Genomic DNA, 26081 nt, shown 5'->3' on the forward strand with positions numbered 1-26081 from the left:
CCGCTACCTCCAGTGTGGACCCGCGAGCGGTCGACCAGCCGTCCTCGCAGTGTTAGACCTGAGGGATGGACGAAGGCACACGCAGGCGCCGAGGGGCCGGCGCCGCGGTCACGGGACTGGCAGCAGCGGCGCTGGGCGGAGTGGCGGTGCACGACCTGACCCAGCGCAAGCACGCGCTGTTGCGGAACTTCCCGGTGATCGGTCACTTCCGCTACTGGGTCGAGACGGTCGGTCCCGAGCTGCGCCAGTACATCGTGACCAGCAACGACGAGGAGCGGCCGTTCTCGCGGGACCAGCGCCGCTGGATCTACGCCAGCTGCAAGGGCGAGAACAACTACTTCGGATTCGGCACCGACAACGACGTGGAGCACAGCTCGGGCTACCCGATCATCAAGCACCGCACGTTCGCCGGTCCGGGCGCCAGCACGTCGCGGCACGGCAGCGAGGGCGTCCCCCTGCCGTCCGCCAAGGTGCTGGGCGGCCCGCGTGGCCGGCGCCACGCCTTCCGGCCGGCCTCGGTCGTGAACGTCTCGGGGATGAGCTTCGGGGCGCTGTCGGACCCGGCGATCCAGGCGCTCAACGAGGGCTCCGCCCTGGCCGGCTGCACGCAGAACACGGGGGAGGGGTCGATCGCGCCGGCGCACCGCCACGGCGGCGATCTCGTCTTCCAGATCGGCACGGCGTACTTCGGCTGCCGTGACGAGCAGGGCCGCTTCGACCTGGGGCGGCTGGTCGACCTGGTGCAGTCGGCACCGGTGCGGGCCATCGAGATCAAGCTCTCCCAGGGCGCCAAGCCCGGACTGGGCGGGATGCTGCCGGGGGCGAAGGTCGACGCGACGATCGCCCGGATCCGCGGCATTCCCGAGGGGGTCGACTGTGTCTCGCCGAGCCGGCACACCGCGTTCGACGACGTGGACTCGATGCTCGACTTCGTGGAGACGATCGCCGACGCGACCGGGCTGCCGGTGGGGATCAAGTCGGCCGTGGGCAACCTGGGCTTCTGGGACGACCTGGTCGAGCAGATGGTCCCGCGCACCCGCGGTGTCGACTTCCTCACCATCGACGGCGGCGAGGGCGGTACAGGGGCCGCGCCGATGATCTTCGCCGACTCGGTGGCGTACCCGTTCCGGATCGCCTTCACCGAGGTCTACAAGCGGTTCGCGGCCGCCGGGCTGACCGACGACCTGACGTTCATCGGGGCCGGGAAGCTGGGCCTCCCCGAGAACGCCCTGGTGGCGTTCGCCCTGGGTGCCGACCTGGTCAACGTGGGCCGCGAGGCCATGTTGTCGATCGGCTGCATCCAGGCGCAGAAGTGCCACACCGACCACTGCCCGGTCGGAGTGGCCACCCAGAACCCGCGCTATACCCGCGGGCTCGACCCGACGCTCAAGAAGCACCGGCTGGCCGGCTACGTCCTGGCGCTGCGCCGCGACCTGCTCAAGGTCGCCGAGGCCGTCGGCGTCGTCCATCCGGGCCTCATCACGGCCGACGACATCGACATCCTGGACGGCCAGCGCTCGAAGGTGTCCCTGCGTGAGCTCTACGGCTACGAGCCCGGCTGGGGTGAGCTCGGCAAGGGCGTGCGGCAGGAGCTGTTCGACGTCATGGCGACGTTGGGCGAGGACCAGGCGTCATGAGCGCCGGCGGACGGCGTCGCCACGCCGGGCTCAGGACGCGGCGTCGAGCGAGCGGTAGGCGTCGATGAGCTGGTCGATGGCGCGCCCCAGGTAGTCCGCCAATTCGAGGGCGGTCTCGTCGCTGCGGCCCTGCTCGAGGTGGGAGCAGATCGTCCGCCAGGAGCTGCCCACCGAGGGGATGACCTGGGTGCGGTCCAGGTGCCGGCGTCGGGCCTGATCGTCTTCATGGACGATCATCCGGTCACGGGCGGTACCCGGTTCATCCGTCTCGCGCCGGACCTCGCCGCGACTGCCGGCCCGACTCAGGGATGACACGGACCGACCTTGCAAAAGCGCTCGCGGGTGCCTCGTCCGGTGATTAGGGTTGATTGGCCCAAGCCTGTGACCGATCGGGGGGAAGTTACTTGAGTGAAGAAGCCTGGCATGAGGCTCGCCTGATCCCGACGAGCGGCATCAATGGCGCTCAGGAGCAGGAGAAGCGAGCGACGTCGGCACTGCTGGCAGTGATGGGCGCGGTTCCCGAGTTCTCCAAGGCCCTACTCAGCCCACTGGGCGCCCCGGCCCGTGTGCCTGCGACCTACATCGAGGTCCCTTTCGACCTGTCGGGGAAGAAGGTCATTCCCGACGGACTCATCCGCGTGACCCGGGGGAGCAAGACCTGGACCGCCCTGGTGGAGGTCAAGACGGGGAAGAACGAACTACAGACCGAGCAACTCGACAACTACCTCGACGTCGCCCGGGGTGAGGGTTTCGATGCGCTCATCACGATCAGTAACGAGGTTCCGTCGTTGCCGGGCGTGCATCCGACACCCGTCGACAAGCGCAAGCTTCGCAAGGTGCAGATCTTCCACTGGTCGTGGTCCTACGTCCTGTCCACCGCGATTGTCCAGAAAGAGCACCGCGGCATCTCCGACCCTGATCAAGCGTGGATTCTCGGTGAGCTGATCCGGTATCTGGAACACGATCGGTCCGGCGCATTGGAATTCGACGACATGGGTCCCAATTGGGTCTCCATCAGGGATGCGGTGGCCGCAGGGACACTGCGCGCCAATGACAAGGTGGCTCCCGAGGTGATCGCCCGGTTCGATGCGCTGTTGCAGTATCTCGCGCTCCGCTTGGGCCGTCGGCTCGGTATCGATGTGTCGCAGGTAGTGGACCGCAAGAGCGCGACCAATCCCACCGCGTACTTGGCGGACCGTATGAATGACCTCGCAGCCAACGGCACCCTGACAGGTTCACTCCGGATCCCGAATGCTGTGGGGCACCTCGTGGTGACGGCCGACCTTCGCGCCAATCTCATCACCAGCCACGTCGAGCTCGATGCGCCCAAGGAAGGACGACAGACCACACGCGTGAACTGGTTGCTCCGCCAGCTGCGAGATGCGCCCGACAGTGCACGGGTGGAGTCCTTCGCCGTACGCTCCCGAACCGGAAACGCGGAGCTCCTGTCGGTGGCACGGGAGGATCCGAAGTTGCTCGCCCCGGATCCCTCGAAGGAACTTCGTTCGTTCCGCGTCGCCATGGACTCGAAAGCCGGCGCCAAGCGTGGCAGTGGCCAAGGCAGCTTCATCGATTCCGTGGTGAAGTCCGTCGATCAGTTCTACGGGGAGGTCATGCAGAACCTGAAGGCGTGGACCCCGACGGCCCCGAAGATGCGCCCAGAAGTCCCCGCTGCGGAAGACGGTCTGCGGTCCGTATCGCTCTCCTCTCAGGATGGCCCTGCGTCCAGTGCTCCCTGATTTCCGATGGGAATGGCGGAAAGCACGAGGCTCTGGCGCGCGTGAGTGGCCGCGGAGCATGAGGATTCGTCGCGCCATGCCGGTGCTCACCACGAACGACCCCGCGGTTGCCCGTGAGTTCCACGTCCTGTCTGGGCTTCCGGGTCGCCATGGACGAGGACGGGATGAGGATTTGACAGGGCTCGGGGTCGTCGGTGTCGACAGCGGACGACCGGGGGGTTAGACCTGAGGTATGGCAGCGAGGAGCGTGGGCTCGCTCAGCGGAGTGGCACTGGAGGGCCGAGACCCGGCCGCCCTGGCCGCGTTCTACAGCGCCGTCACGGGCTGGCCGATCCTGCACTCCGACGAGGACTGGTACTCGATCGGTGCGCCGGACGGGGCGTTCCACCTCTCGTTCCAGCTCGCTCCCGAGCACGAGCCGCCGGCGTGGCCGGACCCCGCGTCCTCCATGCAGGCCCACCTGCACGTCCGCGTCGACGATCTCGATGCCGCCGAGGCGCGCGTGCTGGAACTCGGCGCGACCCGGTTCGCGCACCAGCCGAACCCCGACGGATCACGGGTCTTCGCCGATCCCGCGGGCCACCCGTTCTGCCTCTGCGGCTGAGACCATGAAGATCCGTCGCGCCATTCCCGTGCTCACCACCGACGACCCTGCCGCCGCTCGCGCGTTCTACGAGTCCTACTTGGGCTTCCGGGTCGCGATGGATGAGGACGGGATGCTGATGTTCTCGTCTCCCAGCACCCCGACGACGCAGGTCATCGTCACGTATCCCAGCCCGACCGCGGTCGACCCGGAGGCGGCCACGGTCGACGTCTCCGTGGAGGTCGATGACGTGGACGAGGCCCACCGCGCCGCCCTGGACGCCGGCTGGGAGGTCGTGCGCGAGCTGCGCGACGAGCCGTGGGGGATTCGCCGGTTCTTCGTCCGCGACCCGACCGGTCGCGTCATCAACGTCGCCGCGCACCTCCAGGAGCCGGGCGTCCCCTGAGACAGTCCCGTGAGTCAGACCAGGACGAACCGCAGGCACACGATCGGAGTGTCGTCCTCGACGGGCGTCCCCTCGGCCGCCCAGAAGCCGCGATGCCCGTCCCGCCACTCCTCGAGGTCGGCGTCGCCCTCGCCCTCTGCGGCGGCGAACTCCCAGGGCACGTCGATGAACGGCACGATCTGCAGGTCCGTGATCTCGACCGTCGCGATCTGGTCGCCCAGGTCGTCCAGCAGTGCGAGCCGTTCGCCGACGTGCTCGAGCTCTTCACCCTCGGTCTCGTACTCCGACAGCAGCCCTGCCGTGGCCCGCTTCTGCCCCGCCAGGACCAGGCCGTTCAGTCGCTCCCGCATCCGACCGGGCGTCCCCAGCTCGAGTCCGCGCAGCGCTCCCACTCGTGGCCAGCTCATCGTCGTCTCCTGACTGCTGTCAGCGCCGTGCCGACGCACACTCGATGCAGGTGCGCGCCACGGGCCGGGCCTCGAGCCGCGCTGCCGCGATCGGTCGTCCGCAGCTCTCGCACACTCCGTACGATCCCTCATCGAGGCGCGATTGCGCGTCGTCGATCTCGTCGAGGTGCCGGCGGGCCTGCTGCAGGAGCGAGTCCACCTGGGACCGCTCGAAGGCCACGGTCGCCCCGTCGGGGTCGTGCTCGTCGTCGGCGTTGGAGTCCTTGGACGCCTCGACGACGGCGTCGAAGTCCCGGCTCAGGCTCGCCAACTGCTGCACCGTTCGCAGCCGCTCCGTTTCGAGTCGTTCACGATCCTCGACCGTCATGTCGGACCTCCGTTCGTCGACCGGCATCGCCTCCCCATGATCCCCGCCGTGCCAAGGCCAGGGGTTCCGCGACGGCCGGCAGACGACGACACTGCGGGTATGGACACGTGTGAGCTGGATCCGGCCTGCCGGACCTTGATGGGGATCGTCGAGGACATCGAGGACGGGCACCTCGACCGGCCCACGCCCTGCGAGGGCGTCTCCGTGGGACAGCTGCTCCAGCACATCGTCGGGTTGACCCTCGCCTTCCGGGCCGCTGCCGACAAGGAGTTCGGCCCGTTGACCGACACGAGCCCGGACGCGGGCGGCTGGCCCGACCTCGAACCGGGCTGGCGCGATGCTCTGCGCGAGCAGGTGCCGCAGTTGGTGAAGGCGTGGTGCGCGGACTCGGCCTGGGAGGGCATGACGCGGGCCGGGGGAGTGGATCTGCCGGGCGCGGTGGCCGGTTTGGTGGCGCTCAACGAGGTGGTCCTGCACGGCTGGGACCTCGCCCGCGCCACGGGCCGGGAGTACACCCTCGACGCCCCGACGGCCGCCGCCTGCCTGGAGTTCGTGGAGGAGTTCGATCCCGCAGGGACGCCGGGCATGTTCGGGCCCGCGGTCCCGGTCGCCGAGGACGCGACCGTCCTCGACCGGCTGGTCGCCCGGGCCGGACGCGATCCGCACTGGGCGCCCGCCTGACACCTCAGGCGCGCAGGATCTTCTCCATCGCCTTGCCCTTGGCCAGCTCGTCGACGAGCTTGTCGAGGTAGCGGATCTGCTGCATGAGCGGGTCCTCGACGTCCTCGACGCGGACGTGGCAGACGACGCCGGTGATGAGGGAGACGTTCGGGTTCAGGCGGGCCTGGGCGAAGAACTCCTCGAAGGTCGTCCCCTCGTCGAGGTGGCGGCGCAGAGCGGCGTCGTCGAATCCGGTGAGCCACTCGATGATCTCGTCGACCTCGGCGCGCGTGCGCCCCTTGCGCTCTGCCTTGGCCACGTAGAGCGGGTACACGTCGGCGAAGCTGGTCGTGAAGATCCGGTGCATCCGGCGAGTGTAAGCCCGATCAGCGACGCGAGGCAGCCTCGTTGTAGGCGGAGGCGAAGGCGCCGAAGTGCTCGAGGAACCGTGATCGCTCGTTCTCCGGCAGGCACTGGAGGGCCTGCTCCAGCAGGGCCAGGTGATCCTGCAGGTCCTGCGTGAACTCGTCCATCGTCTCGTCGACGGGCAGGAACTGCCACGCGTTCTGGCCGGGTTCGCGGAACCGGCGCACGTGACCGGCCTTGAGTGCACCGTTCACCTGCCGGTTCACCGTCGACTGCTCGAGGCCGAGCTCGTCGGCGATCTCGCGCAGGGTGCGCGGCCTGCCGTCGGAGAACATCCACAGCAGCCGCTGGTCGGCATGGTTGAAGCGCAGGCTGTCGGCGGCTCGGCGGCCCCGCTCGATCCTCGCGATCGCCGCCAGAGCGCCCCAGGCCGGGTTGGCGCGGGCGGCGGCCTGCGTGAGGGACGTCATGCGTGCTCCGATGGGACGAGGGCGTCGACATGTGTAGTCTACATATCCGCTGCGTGTGTAAGTTACACATCGCTGTTCGGACAGGACGACCTCTCCATGCACTCTCCCTCTGCCGTCGACGCGCCCGTCGAGACCCGGTTCCCGCCGATCGCGGTGATCCTCGTGCTGTGCTTCGGCAGCCTCGCCGGCGCGCTGATGCAGTCGCTCGTGATCCCGATCCAGAGCGAGCTTCCCCAGTTGCTGGACACGGCACCGGGCAATGCTTCGTGGGCTGTCACGGCCACGCTCCTCGCGGCCGCGGTGACGATGCCCGTGACCGGCCGGCTGGCCGACCTGTACGGCAAGAAGAAGGTCATGGTGGCCTCGGCGGGCATCCTCGTCGTCGGCTCGATCGTCGCCGCCCTGTCGAGCTCGCTCGCGCCGTTCCTGGCCGGGCGCGCCCTGCAGGGCATGGCGATGGGATACATCCCCGTCGCGATCAGCATGGTGCGCGAGGTCGCCCCCGTCGAGAAGCGCGCCACCGCCACCGCCGCCGTCAGTGCGACCCTCGGTGTGGGCGGCGCCCTCGGCCTGCCGCTGGCCGCGTGGATCGCGCAGGACTACTCGTGGCACGCGCTGTTCTGGTTCTCGGCCGTGCTGGCCGCCGTGGTCTTCGTGGCGACCCTGGTCGTCATCCCCAGGGTCCACGACGAGCACCCCGCCAGGATCGACGTCGTCGGCGTCATCGGGCTGGCCGTCGGTCTGGTCTCCGCGCTGATCGGCGTCAGCAAGGGCAGTGAGTGGGGCTGGTCTGACGGCCGGACGATCGGCGCGATCGTCGGCGGCCTCGTCGTCCTGCTGCTGTGGGGCTGGTTCGAGCTGCGTCACCACGATCCGCTGGTGGACCTGCGTACGAGCGCGCACCCGCCGGTGCTGTTCACGAACCTCGCCGCCGTCCTCATCGGCTTCGGCATGATGGCCCAGTCCATCGTGCTGCCGCAGCTGCTGCAGATGCCCGAGGAGACCGGCTTCGGCCTGGGGCAGACGATCCTGCAGGCCGGCCTGTGGATGGCTCCGGGCGGCCTGATGATGATGTTCTTCGCCCCGGTCTCGAGCCGGCTGATCACCTCCGTCGGTGCGCGGATCACGCTCTCGGTCGGTGCGACCGTCATCGCGGTCGGCTACCTCGTCACGCTCTTCCTCATGAGCGCCCCGTGGGAGCTCATGCTCGGCTCGCTGGTCGCCTGCGCCGGTGTCGGCATCGGCTACGCCGCCATGCCCACGCTGATCCTGGACAACGTCCCGGAGTCGGAATCTGGCTCGGGCGTCGGACTCAACGCGCTGATGCGCTCGGTCGGCACCACGATCGCCGGCGCGGTCATGGCGGCCGTGCTGACCAGCAAGACGGTGGACTTCGCGGGTGTGGCGATCCCGGACAAGGGGGCCTTCCAGCTCTGCTTCATCATCGGCGCGGGCGCGGCCTTCGCCGGCGCGATGGTCGCGCTGCTGGTGCCTCGTCAGGGCAGCAGGGCCTGAGCGAGGGTCGCGCCGGAGTTCCAGATCAACAACACCTGGCGACGCAACCACCGCTACCGGCCGCTTGCGGCGTGACTCAGGGTCCCGTCGCGCCGAGGCGTCGGTGCTCGGCCCACGTGCGGTCGCGCAGCTCGATCGCGTCGGCGCACGCCTGCAGGAAGCGCTGCGTCGCGACGCCCGGCGTCGTGTCACCCAGGTAGTACTCGAGCAGCTCACGGCGGGCGGTGGCCGTGGGGTCCGCGGTCAGGTGCTCGGTCACGACGGCCGCCACGTCGGCGCCCTCGTCCAGCAGGGGCAGCGTGTCCATGAGGCGCGACGGCGGCACGGGCACCCGCGGGCGCGTCACCAGCACCGGCTTGCCACTGGGCAGCCAGTTCAGGGTGACCGCAGAGACGTCGGTGACCAGCAGGTCGGCGTCGGCGAACGACCGCTCCAACGGCACGTCGGTGTCGACGCGGTCGGCCCGGGCGCGGACGGCGGCGTCGGCCTCGCCGTAGGCCGGGTCGATGACACCGTTGAGCGGATGCGGCCGGTAGATCACGCGGTACGTGCCGGTCAGCGCGTCCATGATCGCGGCGCCGTGCGTCAGCAGGGACCCGTACGAGACGGACGGCTGCGAGGCCTCCCAGGTGGGCGCGTAGAGCACGGTGCGCCGGTGTGGATCGGGGGAGGGGACCGGAGCGGGCGCGTCCAGCTGCGGCTGGCCGATGAGCACCGAGTGGGCCGGAGCGTCGTAGAGCATCACCCCGGCGCTCGTCCGGTCCAGGGCGGCCTGACCGGCCAGGAAGCAGAAGTCGTACGCCTTGACCTGGTTCGAGACCGACACGCCCTTGTCGCTGTCGCCGTGCCCCAGGTAGACGTGCACCAGCGACGTGAACCGCAGGCACTCGAAGTTGATCGGGTCGTGGTTGACGTACAGCGCCAGCTTCACGTCGCTGAGGGCCAGGATCTCGTCCAGTTGGCCGTACCGGGCCAGCGTCACGCAGTCCAGACCGGACTCGGCGCGGACGATCGCCGCCGTGCGCGAGTCCTTGAAGACGGCCACCACGCCGTGCGCGGCGTCGAGCGCCTGCAGGGCCGTGAACCACGGTCGCAACTGGTACAGGGCGTCGGCACCGTTGGGGAAGTAGACCAGCACGGTCTGCCGGAACGGGCGGCCGAGCCGGTCCTCGTCGGTGCGCTTGTCGGGCATGCCGACGGGCAGGAAGCGCGAGCGGCGGATGCGGCCGATGGCCCACTGGCGCAGCCGGGGGACCAGGCCGACCCGCGAGTCAGCCACGGACGAGTCCCGGCCTCAGGACGTTGTCGACCATCGAGAGCGCCGACGCGATCGCCATGTGCATGTCGAGGTACTGGTAGGTGCCGAGCCGGCCACCGAAGTGCACGCCGCTCTCGCCGTCGACCAGGTCGCGGTAGGCCTTCAGCGCCGTGCGGTCGTCGGCGGTGTTGACCGGGTAGTACGGCTCGTCGTCGGTGCCGGCGCGCGCGAAGCGGCTGAACTCGCGCATGATGACGGTGGCGTCCGACGGGTAGTCCCGCTCGGGGTGGAAGTGGCGGAACTCGTGGATCCGCGTGTAGGGGATCTCCTCGTCCGCGTAGTTCATCACCGGCGTGCCCTGGAAGTCGCCGATCGGCAGCACCTCGGACTCGAAGTCCAGCGTCCGCCAGCCCAGCGGGCCATGGGCGTGGTCGAAGTAGCGGTCCACCGGGCCGGTGTAGACGATCGGCAGCTGCCCGACCGTGGCGGCCTTGTTGAGCGGCTGGCCCTCGTCGAAGAAGTCGGTGTCGAGGCTGACGGTGATGTTCGGGTGGTCGGCCATCCGCTCGAGCCACGCCGTGTAGCCGTCGGTGGGCAGGCCCTCGTACCGGTCGTTGAAGTAGCGGTTGTCGTACGTGTACCGGACCGGCAGTCGCGTGATGATGTCGGCCGAGAGCTCGGTCGGATCGGTCTGCCACTGCTTGGCGGTGTACCCGCGGATGAACGCCTCGTACAGCGGGCGCCCGATCAGGCTGATCGCCTTCTCCTCGAGGTTCGCCGCCGCAGCGGCACCGCCCGAGAACGCCGTGCCGGCCTGTTCGGTCACCCACGCGCGAGCCTCGGCCGGGCTCATCGCCGACCGGTTGAACTGGTTGATCGTGCCGAGGTTGATCGGCAGCGGGAAGACCTCGCCCCGGTACGTCGAGTAGACGTGGTGGCGGTAGTCGGTGAAGGTCGTGAAGCGGTTGACGTAGTCCCAGACCCGCTCGTTGGAGGTGTGGAACAGGTGCGCGCCGTAGCGGTGCACCTCGATGCCCGTCGTGGGCTCGGCCTCGCTGTAGGCGTTGCCGCCCACGTGCGAGCGCCGGTCGATGACGTGCACCTTCAGGCCGGGGTCGTTCGCCAGCTGCTCGGCCACGGTCAGGCCGAAGAAGCCGGACCCGACCACCAGGACGTCAGTCATCGGCGCCGCCCGTCAGCGCGGGCATGGGCCGCCACGAGCGGTCGGCCCAGATCTTGCGGCCGTCGCGCCAGCCGTTCACCAGGGACATGAAGCCCTTCGCCGAGCGCTCGACCACGACCAGCCGCACGACCTCCTTGGCGAAGGTCAGGAAGGTGCCGAGTGCGAAGCCGAGGCGGTTGAGCCGGCCGTGCTCCTCGAAGTAGCGGCCGACGTACGCCCGGTTGCGCATCACGTGGTACTTGGCCAGCGGGCTGGAGTCGTTGAGGTGCCGGATGCCGAGGCTGACCTGCTTCTGCTCGCGCTTCTTCTGCAGGACGAACTCGTCGACGTAGACGACCTCGGTCTCGAGCGAGGCCAGCCAGGCGTAGATGGCGTCGTCCCAGGAGATGAAGAACCGCGGGTCGGGCAGGCCGATCCGGCGCACCACGTCGGCGTGCACGAGCATGCCCTCGAAGGTGCCGGAGTTGGTCAGCGCGTAGCCGTCCGTGTTGAAGGTCTTGATCGAGTAGGGCAGCGGGACGCCGAGGAACTGGTTGAACTTCGCCTGCCAGTAGAACGGGGTGCCGTCCACGTCGTAGCGGCGGCCGTGAATGACCTTGAACCGCTCCATCCAGGGGGCGAACCGCTCGAGGGCGTCCGGCAGGATCTCGACGTCGTCGTCCATCAGCCAGACCCACTCGGCACCCAGCTCGAGGGCCACCTTGGTGCCCTCGCTGAAGCCGCCGGCGCCGCCGGTGTTGGTCTCCATGCGGTGGTTGACCAGCACGCCGGGAGGGAACTTGGACTCCCAGGCGGACACGACCTGCTGGGTGTCGTCGGTACTGGCGTTGTCGACGACGATGATGCGATCGGGTGCCGTCGTCATCGTCGAAGCGCTCTGCAACAGCTCGTCGAGCAGGGCAGATCGGTTGAACGTGACGATGGCGATCGCCAGGGGGCCGGTCGTCGAACTCACCACGACAGGCTATCTGCCGCGGTGCACGATGAGTGAATCCGGCCGACGCGTCGGCACGCCGGTGCCGATCTCAGCGGTACATCGCACGCTCGGCCTCGGAGCGGGCGACGAACGCGGTGACCGCCTCGCGGAACGCCTCGAGCGTGCGCTGCTCGGGCGGGCCGAGCAGGTAGGTCGCCAGCTTCGAGCGGTACTCGGCCAGCTGGTCGGGACCACGGCCGGTGACGACGTCGATCAGCTCGTCGACGCCGCGCGCCTCGCGGTCGAGGATCGTCGCGGCGGCGCTGGACGGGAACTGCTCGCGGAACTGCTTGGTCGAGAGCCCGGTGTGGTTGAACACCGCGTAGGGCTTCTCGCCGGCGAGCCAGTCCGAGAGGACGCTGGAGATGTCACTGACCAGGGCGGTGGACTGGTTCATCCATTCGGTCAGGGAGCCGCTGGACACGACGCGGTGGTCGATGCCGGTGCGCAGCTTCGCCTCGTTGAGCCGGCGGGCGATCGACGCGTGGGCGGCGCGGTACTTGGCGTCGCGCTGGCCCGTGAACGGGTGCGGCTTGTAGACGACGCGCACCGAGCCGTCCGCCAGCAGGGCGTCGATCAGCTTGACGCCGATCGCGCGCAGCGAGGAGTACTCCTGCAGCTGGTTCACGCCTTCCCACGTCGGCGCGTAGAGCACCGTCGGGATCTCGGTGTCGCCGATGCGCGGCGTGGGCTCGATCGCGTGCACCTGGGGGCGCCCGACGAACCGGAACTGCGCCTCGGGGATGTTGATCCCGGACCGCCGGTACCGGTCGGCGCCGGCCTCGCCCGCGACCCACAGCTCGTCGTAGACGCGCGAGAACGGGTTGTTCGAGGCGCTCTTGTCGCTGTCGCCGTGCCCGATGAAGGCGCTCATCATGGTCGGCAGCCGCAGCAGGTGGATGTTGTTGCCCGTGTTGCTCGGGTACAGGGCGACCCGGGCCGACGAGAAGTCGAGCATGAGCAGCTCGCTCGGCGCCGGCAGCGACAGGGTGGGCAGCGTCGAGGGCGCCATCTTCTCGAAGAGCGGGTGGTCGCGCAGGATGACGAAGACGCGCTGGTCGAGGCTCTCGAGCGCCTCGATCCAGGTGTTGATCTGGTAGGCCGCGGTGTCGGGGCCGGAGAGGTGCACGACCACCTCGGGCTGGTACTCGTCGATGAACTCCTGGACGGCCGACAGCTGCGGCGTGAAGCCCGTCGCGCGCTTGGCCGCGCGCATGCGCCAGCTGTCCAGGAACTCCGGCACGGTCCCGGCCATGAGGGCGCCGAAGGCGACGGCGCCCACCAGCAGGACGTCGTACCAGGCGGCTCCGAAGAGGGCCGGCATGACGGCGGCGAGCTCGACGGTGGCCACCAGCACGGGACGGCTCGTCGGCTCCTCGTCGATGCGCGTGGCGCCGGGGATGTGGCGGGTGCGCATCGGCTTGAGCGGGCCGATGCGGCGGTACTCCGCGTGCAGGGCGCGGGCGCACAGGCCCGTGACGACGAGCAGCGCGACGGCGACGAAGGAGTAGAGGGCCGCGCGGTCGTCGAACCGCGAGGACGCCGCGACCGCCACGAGGGCGCGCAGGGCGAACCGCAGCGGGGGACCGGCCGAGGCCTGACGCAGCAACAGCGTGGTCGTCGGCGAGCGCCGCTCGAGCCACCACTCCGAGACGATCGAGACCAGCAGCGTGATGACGGCGGCGAGGTCCTGGCCGAGGGCCACGAGCAGCAGCGCCAGGATGATCGTGCCGTTGACGAGCAGCAGGCCCGGAAGCTCCGAGCTCCGCCCCAGTCGGGCCACGAGCGCACGCAGGAAACTCGCCGGGGAAGCCATGGCGGCAATCTACCGGGTCGCTCACGCGCAGCCGGTGTACCGTCGGGGCGTGCCCTGGCGCCGCCGTTATCGCCTCCCGGCGTCGATCGCTCATCCCGTGCGATTGCTGCCGCTGGCCTTCTTTTCCCTGATCGTGATCGGCACGTTGTTGCTGTTGATGCCGTTCGCGCGCGAGGGCGAGCACGATCCCTCGTTCATGGATGCGCTCTTCACTTCCGCCTCAGCCGTCACGGTGACGGGCCTGGCCACGGTCGACACCGGCACCTACTGGTCGCCGATCGGGCAGGGGATCATCGTCGTGCTCGTCGAGATCGGCGGCATCGGCATCATCGCGATGACGACCGTGCTGGGACTGTTCGTCGGTGGCCGCCTCGGACTGCGCACCCGGCTAGCCGCCCAGACCGACATGCACGTCGTGAGCCTGGGCGACGTCGGCCCGCTGTTCCGCCGCGTGGCCGTCACGATGCTGCTGTTCCAGGGCCTCACGGCCATCGTGCTGACCCTGCGCTACTACCTGCACTACTTCGACTCGTTCGGCTACTCGCTGTGGCACGGCGTGTTCGACGCCGTCATGGCGTTCAACAACGCGGGCTTCTCGCTGCACGCCGACAGCCTCACGGGCTATGCCGGCGACTACGCGGTGATCCTGCCGATCTCGGTCGCCGTGTTCGCCGGCGGCGTGGGGTTCCCCGTCCTGGCCGAGCTCTACAAGGAGTGGCGCTCGCCCAAGACCTGGACGATCCACACCCGCCTGACCGTGTGGGGCTCGCTGTTCCTGCTGGTGGTCGCCTCGACGCTGTTCATCGCGGCCGAGTGGAACAACGCCGCGACGATCGGCGGTCTGAGCCCGATCGACAAGTTCATCACGGGCATCGAGGGCGGCATCATGCCCCGCTCCGGCGGGTTCAACAGCTTCGACTGGGGCAGCGTCGAGCCCGTCACCCTCAACACCGCGATCATCATGATGTTCATCGGCGGCGGCAGCGCCTCGACCGCCGGCGGCATCAAGGTGACCACGTTCCTGCTGCTGGGCTACGTGATCCTGGCCGAGATCCGCGGTGAGGAGCAGGTGCGCATCGGCTCGCGCTCGATCAGCCCGCGCACCATCCGGACGGCGCTGAGCATCGCCCTGATCGCCGTGGGCCTGGTGGCCATGGGATCGATGCTGCTGATGATCTTCTCCGGGGTCTCGTTCGCGGAGGGACTCTTCGAGGCGACCTCGGCGTTCGGCACCGTCGGGCTGTCGACCGGGCTGACCCCGCTGCTGAACGTGCCGGGCCAGCTGGTCCTGATCTTCTTGATGTTCATCGGCCGAGTGGGCACGATTACGGCAGCCTCTGCCTTCGTGCTGCGGCGCCGCCAATCCAGGTATCACCTTCCCGAGGAGCAACCGATCATTGGCTAACAACGACCCCCTCAGCGCACCCGTCCTCGTCGTGGGACTGGGCCGGTTCGGCTCCGCCGTCGCGCGGTCGCTGGTCCGGCTGGGCCACGACGTGCTCGGCGTGGACGAGGACCCCAACCTGGTGCAGCGCTTCGCCAGCGAGTTCACCCACGTCGTGTCCGCCGACACCACCGACAGCGAGGCCCTCAAGCAGATCGGTGCCGACCAGTTCGACCGCGCCGTCGTGGGCATCGGCACCGACATCGAGGCCAGCGTCCTGACGGTGCTGAGCCTCGTGGAGCTCGGCGTCTCCGAGGTGTGGGCGAAGGCGATCAACGCCAAGCACGCCCGCATCCTCGAGCGCGTCGGTGCCACGCACGTCGTGCGACCGGAGTCGGCCATGGGCGAGCGGGTGGCCCACATGGTCACCGGCGCCATGATCGACTACATCGAGTTCGACGACGGCTTCTCGATCGCGCGCACCCGCGCGCCCAAGCTCGCCGCCGGACGCACGCTGCTCGAATCGCAGCTGCGCGCCCGCTTCGGCGTGACGGTGGTCGGGGTGAAGCGTCGCGGCGAGGACTTCACGTACGCCCGGCCCGAGACCTCGATCGAGACCTCGGACGAGCTGATCGTCTCCGGCCCGACGAAGAAGGTCGAGAGCTTCTGCGCCCTGAGCTACACGTAGCCCGCGTGGGGCGCCCGTGCCCTGCGGATAACCTTGACCGGTGAGCAACCAGGACACCCAGGAGGGTGCGGCACCCGAGGGCGCCGCACACCGGTACACCAGTGACTTCGCCGGCCGCATCGAGACGGCATGGCAGGACCGCTGGGAGACCGAGGGCACGTTCGAGGCGCCCAACCCGGTCGGCGAGCTCGCCCTGCCCGGCTCCGCGCACAACGCGCACGGGCCCAAGTTCTTCGTGATGGACATGTTCCCGTACCCCTCGGGCGCGGGCCTGCACGTCGGTCACCCGCTGGGCTACATCGCCACCGACGTCATCGGGCGCTTCCGCCGGATGAAGGGCGACAACGTCCTGCACGCCCTGGGCTACGACGCCTTCGGCCTGCCCGCCGAGATCTACGCCGTCCAGACCGGCCGCCACCCGCGCGAGACGACGCTGGAGAACATCGCCAACATGCGGCGCCAGCTGCGCCGACTGGGCCTGGCGCACGACAACCGCCGCTCGTTCGCCACGATCGAGCCCGAGTTCGTCCGCTGGACGCAGTGGATCTTCCTGCAGATCTTCAACTCCTGGTACGACGCCGAACAGGGCCGTGCGCGGCCGATCGCCGAGCTGATCGAGGAGCTGGGCACCGACGACCCCGCGGTCATCGACCAGTACCGGCTGGCCTACATCGACGAGTCGCCGGTCAACTGGTGCCCGGGTCTGGGCACCGTGCTGGCGAACGAGGAGGTCACCGCCGACGGCCGCAGCGAGCGCGGCAACTTCCCGGTCTTCAAGCGCAGCCTGCGTCAGTGGAAGATGCGGATCACCGCGTACGCCGACCGGTTGATCGACGACCTCGAGCGCGTCGACTGGCCCGAGCCGGTCAAGCTCATGCAGCGCAACTGGATCGGCCGCTCGCACGGCGCGAAGGTGCGCTTCGAGTCCGCCGCCGGCCCGATCGAGGTCTTCACGACGCGGCCCGACACGCTGTTCGGCGCGACCTACATGGTGCTGGCGCCCGAGCACCCGATGGTCGACGAGCTGGCCGCCGAGACGTGGCCCGAGGCCGTCGACGAGCGGTGGACCGGCGGCGCCCCCGACCCGATCGCCGCGATCGACCAGTACCGTCGCACCGCGGCCGCGAAGTCCGACGTCGAGCGTCAGGAGAACAAGGAGAAGACCGGTGTCTTCATCGGTTCCTTCGCCACCAACCCGGTCAACGGCGAGGCCGTGCCGGTGTTCATCGCCGACTACGTCCTGATGGGCTACGGCACGGGCGCGATCATGGCCGTGCCCGGCCACGACGAGCGCGACTTCGAGTTCGCCACCGAGCTGAGCCTGCGCATCACCCCCGTGGTCGAGTCGCCCGAGGACGTGGTCCTGCCGTGGACCGGCGACGGCGTCGCGATCAACTCCGACAACCACGACATCTTCGGCGACGAGGGCGTCAGCCTGGACGGCATGGCCGTCGACGAGGCGAAGCGCGCGATCATCGCGTGGCTGGAGCAGCGCGGCGTCGGCGAGGGCACCACCACCTACCGCCTGCGCGACTGGCTGTTCAGCCGCCAGCGCTACTGGGGCGAGCCCTTCCCGATCGTCTACGACGAGGACGGCCGCGCCATCGCGCTGCCCGAGTCGATGCTGCCGGTCGACCTGCCCGAGGTGCCGGACTACTCGCCCAAGACGTTCGAGCCCGACGACGTCACGAGCATGCCCGAGCCCCCGCTGGCGCGCGTGCCCGAGTGGGTCGAGGTCGAGCTCGATCTCGGCGACGGCCCGAAGCGCTACCGCCGCGAGACGAACACGATGCCCAACTGGGCCGGCTCCAGCTGGTACGAGCTGCGGTACACCGACCCGACGAACACCGAGGTCCTGGCCGATCCGCGGAACGAGAGCTACTGGCTCGGCCCGAAGACGCCTGGCGGCGCCGGCGGCGTCGACCTGTACGTCGGCGGCGTCGAGCACGCCGTCCTGCACCTGCTGTACGCCCGCTTCTGGCACAAGGTCCTGTTCGATCTCGGCCACGTCAGCGGCGAGGAGCCCTTCCAGCGCCTCGTGAACCAGGGGTACATCCAGGCCTACGCCTACACCGACGAGCGCGGGGTCTACGTGCCGGCCGAGCAGGTCGAGGAGCGCGACGGCCAGTACTTCTTCGAGGGCAAGCCCGTCAACCGCGAGTACGGGAAGATGGGCAAGAGCCTCAAGAACTCCGTCACGCCCGACGAGATGTACGAGGCGTACGGCGCCGACACCCTGCGCGTCTACGAGATGTCGATGGGTCCGCTCGAGCAGTCGCGGCCGTGGGAGACCCGGGCCGTCGTCGGCTCGCAGCGCTTCCTGCAGCGGGTCTGGCGCCTGATCGTCGACGAGGAGACCGGTGAGGTCGTCGTCGACGACAGCGAGCCCGACACCGCCGCGCTGCGTGCCCTGCACCAGACGATCGCCGGCGTCACCGAGGACATGGCCGAGCTGCGATTCAACACCGCGATCGCCAAGCTGATCGAGCTGACGAACCACCTGACCAAGGAGTCGGTGCGCTCGCGCTCGGTCATCGAGTCGCTCGTGCTCATGCTGGCGCCGTTCGCCCCGCACGTGGCCGAGGAGGCGTGGTCGCGGCTGGGCCACGACCAGACGCTCACGTACGAGACCTGGCCCACCGCCGACGAGCAGTACCTCGTCGAGGACCTGGTCACGTGCGTCGTGCAGATCCAGGGCAAGGTCCGCGGCAAGCTGGAGGTCCCCGCCGACATCAGCGACGAGGACCTCACCGCCCTGGCGCTGGCCGAGCCCAACGTCGTCCGCACGATCGACGGCCGCGAGATCCGCAAGGTCATCGTGCGCGCGCCGAAGCTCGTCAGCGTCGTCGTCTGAGCCCTCGAGATTTGCCCCCGATTCCACCTTTCACCCGGGGTGAAAGGTGGAATTCGGAGCATTTCACGGCTCGTGCCTGGCGGACCTCGCGGCCGCAGGGCGGTACGCCGAGGACGTCCACCGACGCCGACTCACAGCACCCGGCACGCAGTAGGGTTTCGGCCATGACCGTGGCCGTGGTGACCGACTCGACCGCTTCGCTCGACGCCGACGACGCCGCCCGCGAGGGCATCAGCGTCGTCCCGACGACGGTCATCATCGGGGCCCGGGTCTACACCGAGGGCGTCGACGTGACCTCGCAGATGATCGCCGACGCACTGACGCAGAACGTGCCGGTCAGCACGTCGCGCCCGTCGCCCGAGACGTTCCAGGCGGTGTACCGCGCGCTGGCGTCCACCGGGGTCGACGCGATCGTCTCGGTCCACATCAGCTCCAAGGTCTCCGGCACCGTCGACGCGGCGCGGCTGGCGGCCGACCGGGTCGACATCCCGGTCCACGTCGTCGACACCCTCCAGGTGGGCCTGGCCACCGGGTTCGCCGCCGGTCAGGCCGCGCGTGCGAGCGCTGCCGGCGCCACGGTCGAGGAGGTGGCCGCCGCCGCGCTGGAGTCGGCTCGGTCGTCCCGCGTGCTGCTGTACGTCGACACCCTCGAGTACCTGCGCCGGGGCGGCCGGATCGGCCGGGCCGCGGCGCTCATCGGCTCGGCGCTGGCGGTCAAGCCCATCCTCACGATCGACGACGGGGAAGTCACGCCGCTGGAGAAGGTGCGCACCTCGTCCAAGGCGCTGGCCCGGCTCGTCGCCCTGGGGGTCGAGGCCGCTCGCTCCCATCCGGACGGCTACGACATCGGCATCCTGCACCTGGCCAGCGAGACCGTGGCCACGTCCGTGGCGGAGTCGCTGGCGCAGGAGCTGGACCGTCCCGCGATCGCGATCGACGAGGTCGGTGCCGACATCGGCGCCCACGTCGGGCCGGGGATGATCGCGGTCACCGTCAGCGCCCGCTGACGGTCCACACCCCGCCTCCGCCCCGGCGTCTGTCCACAGCCGCGCCGCGGGAGGTTCCGTCGGGAAGGCCGACTTCCTAGGGTCGCGGCATGGTCCCCGTCCCGCCCGAGACCCGCGCCCAGGTCGCCCGGCAGCGGCTCGCCGAGCTCGCCGCGACGTTCGACGCCACCCTGCCCGACCCGCAGGACCAGACGAGCGCCGGCCGGCGCCGCAAGCCCGAGCCCGCGCGCCGGCGCCTGCGTCCGGTGCACGTGCGCTTCGCGGGCGTCACCGCCGGGCTGGCGGCCGTCCTCACGGTGTGGTGGCTGCTCGCCGGCCGCCCGCAGGAGACGGCGGTACCGCCGGCGTCGACCGTCGAGGTCGCGGGCACGGAGGCGTCGGCCCCCGCCACGGGTGAGCTGGTCGTCGACGTGGCCGGCAAGGTGCGTCGGCCCGGCATCGTCACGTTGCCGCCCGGCTCGCGCGTCCATGAGGCGATCGCGGCGGCCGGTGGGGTGAAGGGCCGGGTGGACACGACGGCGCTCAACCTGGCACGCGTCCTGAACGACGGCGAGCAGGTGGTGGTCGGGTCGGCACCTCCGCCTGCGGCCGCCGCTCCGGGCGCGTCCTCGGGATCGGCCGCCGCGCCCGGGGCCCCGGCGGGGCAGGTGAACCTCAACACCGCCGACCTGGTGGCCCTCGACACACTGCCGGGGGTCGGACCGGTCACGGCCGAGGCGATCGTGGCGTGGCGCGACGAGAACGGACCGTTCCGCTCGGTCGAGGACCTGCTGGACGTCAAGGGGATCGGCGAGGCCACGCTGGCCGAGTTGCGTGACCGCGTCACGGTCTGACCTGCGGGTCGTCCCGGCCGCCGTGGCGGTGTGGGGGACGGCCGCCGCCCTGTCCCACCTCCGGCCGTGGTGGGCGTTCGTGGTGGTCGCCGCGGCCGCCCTGGTCGGGGCGTGCGGTTGGCGTCGTCCCGCCCTTGCGTTCCCCGCTGCGTGCCTCGTCCTGGTGGCGGCCTGTTGCGGATGGCGCGCCGCCGCCGTGGAGGCGTCTCCCGTCACCCGGTTGGCCGAGCGGGGCGCCGTCGTCCGCGCCGAGGTCGTCGTGCGCGAGGACGGCCGCGCCTACGACGGCCGGGCCGGACCGGGCGTCGTCGTGCCCGTGACGGTGCGGATCGTCGAGTCGGGGGAGCGGACCTGGCGGGTCCGCGTGCGGGCGACGGCCTTCGTCGACGGGTCGCCCGATGCCTTCGTCACAGGCACCCGGCTGGCCGTCCGGGCCGACCTGGAGCCGGCGGACGGCACCGACGAGGCTGCCGTCCTGCGCCTCCTGGACTGGCGGGTCATCGGCGGCGGGCCGTGGTGGTGGCGGTCGTCCGAGGTGGTCCGCGACGGGATCCGCGGGGGCGTCGATCATCGTGACGACCAGCCCGCCGCGCTCGTGCCGGCGCTCGTGGCCGGGGACGACGCGCGCCTCTCGGAGCAGACGAAGCAGGAGTTCACCCGGACCGGTCTGACCCATCTGCTCGCGGTGTCGGGCGCCAACCTGACGATCGTGCTGGGCGTCGTCCTGTTGGGGTTACGTGCGGCGGGGGCCTCCCGGCGGGTGCTGCTGCTGGCCGGGGCGCTCACGGTGGTCGCGTTCGTCCTCGTGGCGCGTCCCGAGCCGAGCGTGCAGCGCGCCGCGGTGATGGGCTCGGTCGCGCTGGCGGGTCTGCTGGTCGGCCGGACCGGCGCGGGCCTGAGGGCGCTGGCGTGGGCGGTGATCGTCCTGCTCGTGCTGGACCCGTGGCTGGCCGCCCGGCCCGGCTTCGTCCTGTCCGTCTGCGCGACGGCGGGCATCATCGTCCTGGCGCCCCCGCTGGCTCGGCGCCTGGCCTGGCTGCCGGAGCCCGCCGCGCAGGCCGTCGCGGTCCCGGTCGCGGCGCACCTGGCGTGCCTGCCGGTCGTGGCCTCGCTCAGCGGCGAGGTCTCGCTGGTGGCGGTGTTCGCCAACGTCGTGGTGGCCCCGGCCGTGGCGCCCGCGACCGTCGCCGGTCTGGCCGCCGGTCTCATCGACCTCGTCGTGCCGGCGGTCGCCGTGGTTCCCGGAACCGTCGCCTGGGCGTCGGCGTGGGTCATCGTCGAGGTCGCCCGGGTCGGGGCCGCCGCCCCCGGCGCCGCGATCACCTGGCCATGGCCGGCCTGGACGCTCGTGCCGGTCGCGGCCGTGACCGGCGTGGTCCTGTGGCACCTGGCGCGGCGACCCGCCCTCGCCGTGGGGGTGACATTGGGCCTGCTGGTGGCCGTGCTGCGTCCTCCCACGCCGGGTTGGCCGCCGGAGGACGTCGTGGTGGTCGCGTGCGACGTGGGTCAGGGCGACGCCTTCGTCGTGCCGACGGCACCGGGCGAGGCCATCGTGATCGACGTCGGCGAGGAGCCGGCGCCCATCGACCGCTGCCTGACCGAGCTCGGCATCGACCGGATCGCGCTGCTGCTGTTCACGCACGGCGACGCCGACCACGTCGACGGCTGGCGCGGCGCCGTGCGCGGCCGGCGGGTCGACGTCCTCGCCGACGGACCCTCGGGCGGGCCCGCGGTCCCGGCCGGCCGTCGCGTGCGGCTGGTGTCGGGGGGACACGTCACCGTGGGCGCGGTCGGGCTGGAGGTGCTGTGGCCCCGCCGCGACGCCGACCGGGTCCCGGCCGAGGTCCGCAACGACGCCAGCGTCGTCGTCCGTGCCACGGTGCGGGGACACCGGGTGCTGTTCACCGGCGATCTGGGGGAGGAGGCCCAGCGTGGCCTCGCGCGGCTGCATCCCGACCTGGCGGCCGACGTCCTCAAGGTGGCCCACCACGGCAGTGCCGACCACTGGCCCGAGCTGGTCGAGCGCGTCGGGCCGTCCGTGGCCCTGATCGGGGTGGGGGCCGAGAACCCGCACGGACACCCCGCTCCGGCGGCCCTGTCGACGCTGTCCGACGCGGGCGTCGCCGTGTGGCGCACGGACCGGTCCGGCACCGTCGCGGTGGTCGAACGCGACGGGGCGCTCGCGGTGTCGGCGCGGTGACCTATTCTCGGGACGTGGCGAACCCGTTCGGCAAGGTCTGGCTGATCACCGGCAACTCCGAGTTCCTCTCCGACCGGGCACGGCGCCAGGCGGTCGAGCAGATCCGCGCCGCCGCGCCCGAGGCCGAGGTCGCCCACGCGGTGGCGTCGTCGCTCGCCCCGGGCGAGTTCACCGCGCTCACCAGCGCCTCGCTGTTCAGCACGGCCGCGGCCGTCGTGCTCACCGACCTGCAGGACCTGGGCGAGGCGGTGGCCGCCGAGCTGCTGCAGTACGCCGCGGCCCCGTCGGACGACACCGCCGTCATCCTGATCCACGGTGGGGGAGCCAAGGGCAAGGGCCTGCTCGACAAGCTGCGCAAGCTGCCTGCCGTCTCCGAGGTCTCCCAGCAGGCGCCGAAGTACGAGCGCGACCTGGTGGCGTGGGTGCGTCAGGAGTCGCGAGCACTCGGTCGGTCGATCGACGAGGAGGGCGCCTCGGTGCTCGTCGCGGCGGTGGGCTCCGACCTGCGGTCGCTGGCCGCGGCGGTCGACCAGCTCGTCACCACCCTGGCCGAGGGCGAGAGCCTCGACGCCACGGTCGTCCGGCGCTACTTCGGCGGCCGGGCCGAGGTGCGCGGCTACGAGATCGCCGACGCCGCCCTCGACGGCCGGCTCGACCTCGCCCTGGAGCGGGCCCGGTGGGCCGAGGCCGCCCGGGTGGCGCCGCTGCTGATCACCGCCGCCCTCGCCTCGGGCCTGCGTCAGCTGGCGCGTGTCGTCACGGCCGACCCCGGCCTGCGCGACGCCGACCTCGCCCGCGAGATCGGTGCCCCGCCGTTCAAGATCCGGGCACTGCGCCAGAGTGCGCGCGGCTGGAACGAGACCTCACTGCGCCACGCGCTCGACGCGGTGGCCCGGGCCGACCTGCAGGTCAAGGGCGGCTCGGCCGAGCCCGGTCACGCGGTCGAGCAGATGATCATCGACGTCGCGGTGGCCCGCTCGCGCAGCTGAGCGACCCGCGTCCGGGCACGCGAAAAGACCCCGCACCCATCGGGTGCGGGGCCTTGTCAGCGGCTCAGAGAGCGGCGGCCTTCTTGGCGATCGCGGACTTGCGGTTCGCGGCCTGGTTCTTGTGGATGACGCCCTTGGACGCGGCCTTGTCGAGCTTCTTGGCGGTGTCGGCGGCGAGGTTCTTGGCCTCGTCGGCGTTGCCGGCCTCGACGGCCTCCTGGAAGCGGCGAACCGAGGTCTTCAGTGCCGAGCGCACGGACTTGTTGCGCTCGCGAGCGGCCTCGCTCTGCCGGTTGCGCTTGATCTGCGACTTGATGTTCGCCACGGCAAACCTGTTCTTTCGTCGTTCCGGTGATGAGAAGTCTTGGTCGTATCCGAGCCCCTCGTACGGTGGGCTGGACACGCAAGGAGCAACTCTACCAGCGCATGGCCGTGCGCCTCAAATCGCAGGGCCCGGATAGGGTTCTGCTCGTGGAAACCTTGTACACCGTCATCGTCGGCCTGCACATCCTCTCGTGGCTCGGAGCGCTCGCGCTCATCGATCCGCGCGCCGGCGTGATCCGCAAGGGAGCCGCCCACGCCGTCGCCACCGCGCTGGTCACCGGCATCATCCTGGTCGGCCTGGGCGAGTCCGTCGCGTCGCTCGACAAGGACTACAACCACATGAAGATCGGCATCAAGCTGCTGGTCGCGGTCGTGGCGACGGTCTACGCCTTCGTGCAGACCAACAAGCCCACGCCGAACAAGGCCGCCGGCATCCTGTTCGGCCTCGTCGGCCTGAACATCCTGCTCGCCATCCTGTGGTGACCTCTTGACGATGACCGCACCCGTGCTCACGGGTGCGAGAATGGACGCATCATGACGCGCCCCACTCCCGCCCCGAGCCCCGGTGCCACGCCGCCCGAGCTGCTGCGGAACTTCTGCATCATCGCGCACATCGACCATGGCAAGTCGACGCTCGCCGACCGGATGCTGCAACTGACCGGTGTCGTCGACGAGCGCGCCGCCCGTGCGCAGTACCTCGACCGCATGGACATCGAGCGCGAGCGCGGCATCACGATCAAGAGCCAGGCCGTGCGGATGCCGTTCACCAAGTCCGACGGCGACGACGACGGCACGACCTACGTGCTCAACATGATCGACACCCCCGGGCACGTCGACTTCACGTACGAGGTCAGCCGATCGCTCGAGGCGTGCGAGGGCGCGATCCTGCTGGTCGACGCGGCGCAGGGCATCGAGGCCCAGACGCTGGCGAACCTGTACCTGGCGATGGACGCGGACCTGCACATCATCCCCGTGCTGAACAAGATCGACCTGCCCGGCGCCCAGCCCGAGAAGTACGCCGCGGAGATCGCCGGCATCATCGGCGGCGAGCCCGACGACGTGCTGCGGGTCTCGGCCAAGACCGGCCAGGGCGTCGAGGCGCTGCTGAACCTCATCGTCGACGAGGTGCCCCCGCCGCAGGGCAACCCCGACGCGCCGCCGCGCGCCCTGATCTTCGACTCGGTCTACGACACGTACCGCGGCGTCGTCACCTACGTCCGGGTGTTCGACGGCAAGCTCAGCCACCGCGACAAGATCAAGATGATGTCCACCGGCGCCGTGCACGAGATGCTCGAGGTCGGCGTCATCAGCCCCGAGCCGGTCAAGGCCGATCATCTCGGCGTCGGCGAGGTCGGCTACCTGATCACGGGCGTGAAGGAAGTGCGCCAGAGCCGCGTCGGCGACACGGTCACCTCGGCCACCAAGCCCGCCGAGGAGGCGCTCGGCGGCTACCAGCACCCGAACCCGATGGTCTTCTCCGGCCTGTACCCGATCGACGGCGACGACTTCTCGACGCTGCGCGACGCACTGGAGAAGCTGCAGCTCAACGACGCCGCCCTGGTCTACGAGCCGGAGTCCTCCGGCGCGCTGGGCTTCGGCTTCCGCATCGGCTTCCTGGGGCTGCTGCACCTGGAGATCGTGCGCGAGCGGCTCGAGCGCGAGTTCAACCTCGACCTCATCTCGACGGCGCCGAACGTCGTGTACCGCATCGAGATGGAGGACGGCAGCGAGCGCGTCGTCACCAACCCCAGCGAGTACCCGAACGACGGCAAGATCGCCAAGGTCTACGAGCCCGTCGTGTCCGCCACGATCCTGGCGCCGACCGACTACATCGGCACGATCATGGAGCTGTGCCAGTCGCGCCGCGGCAAGCTCGGCGGGATGGACTACCTGTCCGAGGACCGCGTCGAGATCCGCTACACGCTGCCCATGGGCGAGATCATGTTCGACTTCTTCGACGCGCTGAAGTCGCGCACGAAGGGCTACGCCTCGCTCAACTACGAGCTCTCGGGCGAGCAGGCCGCCGACCTGGTCAAGGTCGACGTGCTGCTGCAGGGCGAGGTCGTCGACGCGTTCAGCGCGATCGTCCACCGCGACAACGCCTACTCCTACGGCGTCTCGCTGGCGGGCAAGCTCAAGGAGCTCATCCCGCGCCAGCAGTTCGAGGTGCCGATCCAGGCCGCGATCGGCGCGCGCGTCATCGCCCGCGAGAACATCCGCGCGATCCGCAAGGACGTGCTCGCCAAGTGCTACGGCGGCGACATCAGCCGCAAGCGCAAGCTGCTGGAGAAGCAGAAGGAGGGCAAGAAGCGCATGAAGATGGTCGGACGCGTCGAGGTCCCCCAGGAGGCGTTCATCGCCGCCCTCTCCACCGGCGAGACCAAGCAGGCCTGACCCGCTCCGGCCCCCGCCCCCACCC

Annotated in this window: 25 protein-coding genes; 15 read left to right on the forward strand and 10 right to left on the reverse strand. The window is 70.3% G+C overall.

The window, feature by feature from the left end; all coding sequences use genetic code 11:
* Positions 1–65 precede the first annotated feature (65 nt).
* Positions 66–1637, forward strand: coding sequence for an FMN-binding glutamate synthase family protein (locus H9L21_RS04805; RefSeq protein WP_154595463.1), 1572 nt, complete (start codon positions 66–68; stop codon positions 1635–1637).
* A 30-nt stretch (positions 1638–1667) separates the two neighbouring features.
* Here H9L21_RS04805 and H9L21_RS04810 read toward each other — a convergent pair whose 3' ends face one another.
* A complete protein-coding gene (locus H9L21_RS04810) occupies positions 1668–1952 on the reverse strand; it encodes a hypothetical protein (protein ID WP_154595462.1) in 285 nt (94 codons plus the stop codon).
* An 89-nt stretch (positions 1953–2041) separates the two neighbouring features.
* On the opposite strand from H9L21_RS04810, the gene H9L21_RS04815 reads away from it, so the two are divergent.
* From H9L21_RS04815 to H9L21_RS04825, 3 genes are all read left to right on the forward strand, one after another.
* Positions 2042–3376 carry a stress response protein gene (locus H9L21_RS04815; RefSeq protein WP_154595461.1) on the forward strand — a complete coding sequence of 445 codons (1335 nt, stop codon included), beginning with the start codon at positions 2042–2044 and terminating at the stop codon, positions 3374–3376.
* Between the two features lie 232 nt (positions 3377–3608).
* Positions 3609–3980 (forward strand): VOC family protein, encoded by a 372-nt coding sequence (locus H9L21_RS04820; RefSeq protein ID WP_154595460.1) that lies wholly within the window; start codon positions 3609–3611, stop codon positions 3978–3980.
* Positions 3981–3984: 4 nt separating this feature from the next.
* Positions 3985–4365 carry a VOC family protein gene (locus tag H9L21_RS04825; RefSeq protein ID WP_154595459.1) on the forward strand — a complete coding sequence of 127 codons (381 nt, stop codon included), beginning with the start codon at positions 3985–3987 and terminating at the stop codon, positions 4363–4365.
* Positions 4366–4379: 14 nt separating this feature from the next.
* Here H9L21_RS04825 and H9L21_RS04830 read toward each other — a convergent pair whose 3' ends face one another.
* Both H9L21_RS04830 and H9L21_RS04835 read right to left on the reverse strand, forming a co-directional pair.
* Positions 4380–4772 carry an ASCH domain-containing protein gene (locus H9L21_RS04830; RefSeq protein ID WP_154595458.1) on the reverse strand — a complete coding sequence of 131 codons (393 nt, stop codon included), beginning with the start codon at positions 4770–4772 and terminating at the stop codon, positions 4380–4382.
* A 19-nt stretch (positions 4773–4791) separates the two neighbouring features.
* Complete coding sequence (locus tag H9L21_RS04835) at positions 4792–5139, reverse strand: TraR/DksA family transcriptional regulator (RefSeq protein ID WP_154595457.1); 348 nt, start codon at positions 5137–5139, stop codon at positions 4792–4794.
* Positions 5140–5238: 99 nt separating this feature from the next.
* Between H9L21_RS04835 and H9L21_RS04840 the strand changes: the two genes are divergently transcribed.
* Positions 5239–5820 (forward strand): TIGR03086 family metal-binding protein, encoded by a 582-nt coding sequence (locus tag H9L21_RS04840; protein ID WP_154595456.1) that lies wholly within the window; start codon positions 5239–5241, stop codon positions 5818–5820.
* 4 nt (positions 5821–5824) lie between these two features.
* Here the strand turns inward: H9L21_RS04840 and H9L21_RS04845 are convergent, their stop codons facing one another.
* Together H9L21_RS04845 and H9L21_RS04850 are read right to left on the reverse strand one after the other, a co-directional pair.
* Positions 5825–6166, reverse strand: a complete 342-nt coding sequence (locus tag H9L21_RS04845) for a DUF2200 domain-containing protein (protein WP_154595455.1) — start codon at positions 6164–6166, stop codon at positions 5825–5827.
* Between the two features lie 19 nt (positions 6167–6185).
* The gene (locus H9L21_RS04850; RefSeq protein ID WP_154595454.1) at positions 6186–6635 is read right to left on the reverse strand and encodes a MarR family transcriptional regulator; all 450 of its coding nucleotides are present in this window, start codon (positions 6633–6635) and stop codon (positions 6186–6188) included.
* Between the two features lie 96 nt (positions 6636–6731).
* On the opposite strand from H9L21_RS04850, the gene H9L21_RS04855 reads away from it, so the two are divergent.
* On the forward strand, positions 6732–8150 hold the full coding sequence (locus H9L21_RS04855; protein WP_154595453.1) for an MFS transporter: 1419 nt from the start codon (positions 6732–6734) through the stop codon (positions 8148–8150).
* Positions 8151–8226: 76 nt separating this feature from the next.
* Here the strand turns inward: H9L21_RS04855 and H9L21_RS04860 are convergent, their stop codons facing one another.
* From H9L21_RS04860 to H9L21_RS04875, 4 genes are all read right to left on the reverse strand, one after another.
* Entirely contained in the window at positions 8227–9429 is a 1203-nt protein-coding gene (locus tag H9L21_RS04860) for a CDP-glycerol glycerophosphotransferase family protein (protein WP_154595452.1), read from the reverse strand.
* Positions 9422–10591, reverse strand: coding sequence for a UDP-galactopyranose mutase (glf, locus tag H9L21_RS04865; protein WP_154595451.1), 1170 nt, complete (start codon positions 10589–10591; stop codon positions 9422–9424). The genes H9L21_RS04860 and glf overlap by 8 nt, the downstream gene beginning before the upstream one ends.
* Positions 10584–11546, reverse strand: coding sequence for a glycosyltransferase (locus tag H9L21_RS04870; RefSeq protein WP_222865856.1), 963 nt, complete (start codon positions 11544–11546; stop codon positions 10584–10586). Before H9L21_RS04870 ends, glf begins: the two co-directional genes overlap by 8 nt.
* A gap of 70 nt (positions 11547–11616) precedes the next feature.
* Entirely contained in the window at positions 11617–13383 is a 1767-nt protein-coding gene (locus H9L21_RS04875; protein WP_154595450.1) for a CDP-glycerol glycerophosphotransferase family protein, read from the reverse strand.
* A gap of 49 nt (positions 13384–13432) precedes the next feature.
* On the opposite strand from H9L21_RS04875, the gene H9L21_RS04880 reads away from it, so the two are divergent.
* The 7 genes from H9L21_RS04880 to holA all read left to right on the forward strand — a co-directional run bounded on the left by H9L21_RS04880 (position 13433) and on the right by holA (position 23338).
* Positions 13433–14788 carry a TrkH family potassium uptake protein gene (locus H9L21_RS04880; RefSeq protein WP_255467337.1) on the forward strand — a complete coding sequence of 452 codons (1356 nt, stop codon included), beginning with the start codon at positions 13433–13435 and terminating at the stop codon, positions 14786–14788.
* A complete protein-coding gene (locus H9L21_RS04885) occupies positions 14781–15455 on the forward strand; it encodes a potassium channel family protein (protein WP_154595448.1) in 675 nt (224 codons plus the stop codon). The genes H9L21_RS04880 and H9L21_RS04885 overlap by 8 nt, the downstream gene beginning before the upstream one ends.
* A 40-nt stretch (positions 15456–15495) precedes the next feature.
* A complete protein-coding gene (gene leuS / locus H9L21_RS04890; protein ID WP_187411806.1) occupies positions 15496–18309 on the forward strand; it encodes a leucine--tRNA ligase in 2814 nt (937 codons plus the stop codon).
* Between the two features lie 164 nt (positions 18310–18473).
* On the forward strand, positions 18474–19316 hold the full coding sequence (locus H9L21_RS04895; protein ID WP_154595447.1) for a DegV family protein: 843 nt from the start codon (positions 18474–18476) through the stop codon (positions 19314–19316).
* An 89-nt stretch (positions 19317–19405) separates the two neighbouring features.
* Positions 19406–20149 carry a ComEA family DNA-binding protein gene (locus H9L21_RS04900; RefSeq protein ID WP_154595446.1) on the forward strand — a complete coding sequence of 248 codons (744 nt, stop codon included), beginning with the start codon at positions 19406–19408 and terminating at the stop codon, positions 20147–20149.
* Positions 20130–22349, forward strand: coding sequence for a ComEC/Rec2 family competence protein (locus H9L21_RS04905; RefSeq protein WP_154595445.1), 2220 nt, complete (start codon positions 20130–20132; stop codon positions 22347–22349). The genes H9L21_RS04900 and H9L21_RS04905 overlap by 20 nt, the downstream gene beginning before the upstream one ends.
* A gap of 14 nt (positions 22350–22363) precedes the next feature.
* Positions 22364–23338, forward strand: a complete 975-nt coding sequence (gene holA / locus H9L21_RS04910) for a DNA polymerase III subunit delta (RefSeq protein WP_154595444.1) — start codon at positions 22364–22366, stop codon at positions 23336–23338.
* 64 nt (positions 23339–23402) lie between these two features.
* On the opposite strand, the gene rpsT is transcribed toward holA, so the two are convergent.
* The gene (gene rpsT / locus H9L21_RS04915; RefSeq protein ID WP_187411807.1) at positions 23403–23663 is read right to left on the reverse strand and encodes a 30S ribosomal protein S20; all 261 of its coding nucleotides are present in this window, start codon (positions 23661–23663) and stop codon (positions 23403–23405) included.
* A gap of 146 nt (positions 23664–23809) precedes the next feature.
* Here rpsT and H9L21_RS04920 point away from each other — a divergent pair, with 146 nt between their 5' ends.
* On the forward strand, positions 23810–24145 hold the full coding sequence (locus tag H9L21_RS04920) for a hypothetical protein (protein WP_154595443.1): 336 nt from the start codon (positions 23810–23812) through the stop codon (positions 24143–24145).
* A gap of 51 nt (positions 24146–24196) precedes the next feature.
* Positions 24197–26056, forward strand: coding sequence for a translation elongation factor 4 (gene lepA / locus H9L21_RS04925; RefSeq protein ID WP_154595442.1), 1860 nt, complete (start codon positions 24197–24199; stop codon positions 26054–26056).
* Positions 26057–26081: the final 25 nt, after the last annotated feature.

Origin of the sequence: Aeromicrobium senzhongii (genome assembly GCF_014334735.1) — a bacterium.
Taxonomy (GTDB): domain Bacteria; phylum Actinomycetota; class Actinomycetes; order Propionibacteriales; family Nocardioidaceae; genus Aeromicrobium; species Aeromicrobium senzhongii.

Coding starts and splice junctions, on each gene's coding strand:
- H9L21_RS04830 (WP_154595458.1), bottom strand. CDS start 4,772: ATGAGCTGGCCACGAGTGGGAGCGCTGCGCGGACTCGAGCTGGGGACG.
- H9L21_RS04900 (WP_154595446.1), top strand. CDS start 19,406: ATGGTCCCCGTCCCGCCCGAGACCCGCGCCCAGGTCGCCCGGCAGCGG.
- H9L21_RS04825 (WP_154595459.1), top strand. CDS start 3,985: ATGAAGATCCGTCGCGCCATTCCCGTGCTCACCACCGACGACCCTGCC.
- H9L21_RS04855 (WP_154595453.1), top strand. CDS start 6,732: ATGCACTCTCCCTCTGCCGTCGACGCGCCCGTCGAGACCCGGTTCCCG.
- H9L21_RS04840 (WP_154595456.1), top strand. CDS start 5,239: ATGGACACGTGTGAGCTGGATCCGGCCTGCCGGACCTTGATGGGGATC.
- H9L21_RS04835 (WP_154595457.1), bottom strand. CDS start 5,139: ATGACGGTCGAGGATCGTGAACGACTCGAAACGGAGCGGCTGCGAACG.
- H9L21_RS04875 (WP_154595450.1), bottom strand. CDS start 13,383: ATGGCTTCCCCGGCGAGTTTCCTGCGTGCGCTCGTGGCCCGACTGGGG.
- H9L21_RS04895 (WP_154595447.1), top strand. CDS start 18,474: ATGACCGTGGCCGTGGTGACCGACTCGACCGCTTCGCTCGACGCCGAC.
- H9L21_RS04805 (WP_154595463.1), top strand. CDS start 66: ATGGACGAAGGCACACGCAGGCGCCGAGGGGCCGGCGCCGCGGTCACG.
- lepA (WP_154595442.1), top strand. CDS start 24,197: ATGACGCGCCCCACTCCCGCCCCGAGCCCCGGTGCCACGCCGCCCGAG.
- H9L21_RS04820 (WP_154595460.1), top strand. CDS start 3,609: ATGGCAGCGAGGAGCGTGGGCTCGCTCAGCGGAGTGGCACTGGAGGGC.
- glf (WP_154595451.1), bottom strand. CDS start 10,591: ATGACTGACGTCCTGGTGGTCGGGTCCGGCTTCTTCGGCCTGACCGTG.
- H9L21_RS04850 (WP_154595454.1), bottom strand. CDS start 6,635: ATGACGTCCCTCACGCAGGCCGCCGCCCGCGCCAACCCGGCCTGGGGC.
- H9L21_RS04845 (WP_154595455.1), bottom strand. CDS start 6,166: ATGCACCGGATCTTCACGACCAGCTTCGCCGACGTGTACCCGCTCTAC.